Raw genomic sequence first — 2,469 nt, 5'->3', positions numbered from 1 at the left:
CGCAGGGCAATACGACGAGCAAGGGTGCGCAGGCATATGTCTTTGACAGTGCGAATCGCCTGAGCCAGGTCACGGGTGTGCAGGAATACCGCTACGACGGTCTGGGGCGTCGGGTTCAGGCGCGGGATGTCGTGCCGGATCAAACGACGTACTGGATCTACAGCCAGGCGGGGCAGGTGTTGTACTCGGCGGAGGCGCGTCGTAGTCAGAACATCTACTACATCTATCTGGGCAATACGCAGGTGGCGACGCGAGCTGTTGCTTGGGGTTCGGGTACGGAGACCATTCGGTATCAGCACACCGATAGCTTGGGGAGTCCGGTGGCGGAGACGGATCCAAGCCGGAGCGTCACTGAGCGGAAAAGCTACGCGCCGTATGGCGAGGCCTATAACTCGATCATCGATGGGACCGGGTATGCCGGGCACGTGATGGATCAGGGGACGGGGCTGACTTATATGCAGCAGCGCTATTACGATCCTCAGATCGGAAGATTCTTATCCGAAGATCCCATGGATCCAGATGCAAATACTGGGGCGTCATTCGATCGCTACACATATGCATTAAACAATCCCTATCGATTCCTCGATCCGGATGGTCGTCAAGCTAAGGAAGGCGATCAGCCAAAGCCAGAGAGCGACGGCGAACGTCGGGCTCGGGAGAAGGCTCAGCGCGACCGAGTGCTACATTCAGACGGGGTCCCATCTGCGGCGGACTTCGCTGCAAGTCATCCGTTGCCACAAGGTCTAGTCGACGCCAGCAACGGTCTCGGGACGGGAATCATCAACGGTGCAAGCTTCGGCTTCGCCGATGGCGAGTACTTTTTCGACAAGGCTGAAACGCCGGAGTACCTGGCACTCAGGGATAGCGGCACCGTGCTCGGAACCGGAGCTGGTGGTGGCGCTTTCGCCAAGGCCGGCGCAGCAGGTGGTCGCCAAGTTCTTGGAAAGATGGTAACGAGCCCGACGTTTGGTCCCGCAGGCACTGTGTTTGGACGATCTAGGCTCGGCGGAAGCAGTTTGTTTAACATCAATGCAAATAACACGCTTAGAATTGGCTGGGGCTGGAAGGGGGCGGCGCAAACCGGCACTCACGTATTCCGCATCGCCGGTAAGGTCGTCGAAAAGATCAAGCAGTCTGGACATATCGACTTGTGGCCATAGGGGACAAAATGTTTAAGCGAATTCGCCAGTGGCTGCGCAGTTCGGAGCGAGTCCACATTCGCGAAAACCGAGTGGCTGAATTGCCGCAACTCCTCGCTCTATTGGACAGATTTCTTGACGATAAGTTGGACTATCCGCTTGAGTGGGATGATTTCATCTCGTGGGAGAACGCGAGTCCTGAGATCGAAGCGTTTCGGGACAGAATTGCTGATCTTGAGAAGGCATTCTTCTCAGGCAGCGATCAAGAACGCGACGAGGCTACTCGCGAGGTAATTTCTGTCAGGAACTGGGTGGCTGAAAGATGTGGAGTTCCCGCCAGGCCGCCAAAGTCGCAATGACTTTGAGCGCAGATTGATCTTGCCGCGACGCTTAGGGAAAACAGGGGTCAGAGTACATTTTCCGAGGGGTTTGATCGGCGGTGGCTGACCCGGATTTTCCTGGTGTGTGGATGCGGTGCTGAGGGCAGGTGCGGGAGGCTGGCCTCTGGAGAAATTCTGGAGGTAAGCCCATGCCGCGAACGCCACGACTCGATATCACCGGGGCGGCGCAGCATGTCGTGCAACGCGGCAATGATCGCCAGGCCTGTTTCTTTCGCGAGCTCGATTACCTGCGCTACCTGCAGGAGTTGCGCGAGGCAGCGCTCAAGCTCGACTGCCGTGTCCATGCCTATGTGCTGATGACCAACCACGTCCATCTGCTGGTGACGCCCGGCACGGCAGGCGCGATCGGGCGGTTGATGCAGACGGTGGGTCGGCGCTACGTCCGCGCGCTCAACGACACTCTCGGGCGAAAACAGGGGTCAGAGTAGTATTTTCCGAATGCTGCGCTGAACCCGCGGGCCTTGTTCGATCCAACCAGAAATAGTTTCCTCAAAGACCGCCTTCATTGGCGGTCTTTGCGTTCTGTGGGCTGGATGGGCAATCGCGTTCTTCGTCAATGGGGTCATCAAGAGCTTCACCTACGCTGCGCAGGATGCGCGAGTGCCGCGGAGGGCAGGAAGCCCGTGAGCGGCCGGCAACGGCATCACGCACGTGATGACCAAGAACGCGCGCCAACTGCCCAGCCGGAGCGAAGACAAGCGCACGGGCCTGACAGTGCTCGACGACACCTACACCTTCGATGCCAACGGCAATGTGCTCAGCATCGTCGATGGCGCGCAGGCCGGCTTGACCACGCGCGACATGGCCTACGACGGGCTGGATCGTCTGTCGGTGGCGACCTCGACGGCGCAGTGGGGCGTGGCGACGTATGCCTACGATCCGCTCGATAACTTGCGCGTTGCGGACCAAGGCGCACGTCAGTACCGCTA

3 protein-coding genes are annotated in these 2,469 nt (G+C 58.9%); all 3 read left to right on the top strand.

Annotated elements, in window-relative coordinates:
• On the top strand, positions 1–1,160 hold a 1,160-nt coding region (locus G467_RS17720), incomplete at its 5' end, for an RHS repeat-associated core domain-containing protein (protein WP_342663039.1).
• Positions 1,161–1,668: 508 nt separating this feature from the next.
• The gene (locus G467_RS17125) at positions 1,669–1,968 is read left to right on the top strand and encodes a transposase (protein ID WP_342663038.1); all 300 of its coding nucleotides are present in this window, start codon (positions 1,669–1,671) and stop codon (positions 1,966–1,968) included.
• 226 nt (positions 1,969–2,194) lie between these two features.
• A partial coding sequence (locus tag G467_RS17120) for a hypothetical protein (RefSeq protein WP_033398025.1) occupies positions 2,195–2,469 on the top strand: 275 nt, incomplete at its 3' end.

This window comes from Arenimonas oryziterrae DSM 21050 = YC6267, assembly GCF_000420545.1.
GTDB lineage: Bacteria > Pseudomonadota > Gammaproteobacteria > Xanthomonadales > Xanthomonadaceae > Arenimonas > Arenimonas oryziterrae.
This window is presented reverse-complemented; position numbering and strand designations above follow the sequence as displayed.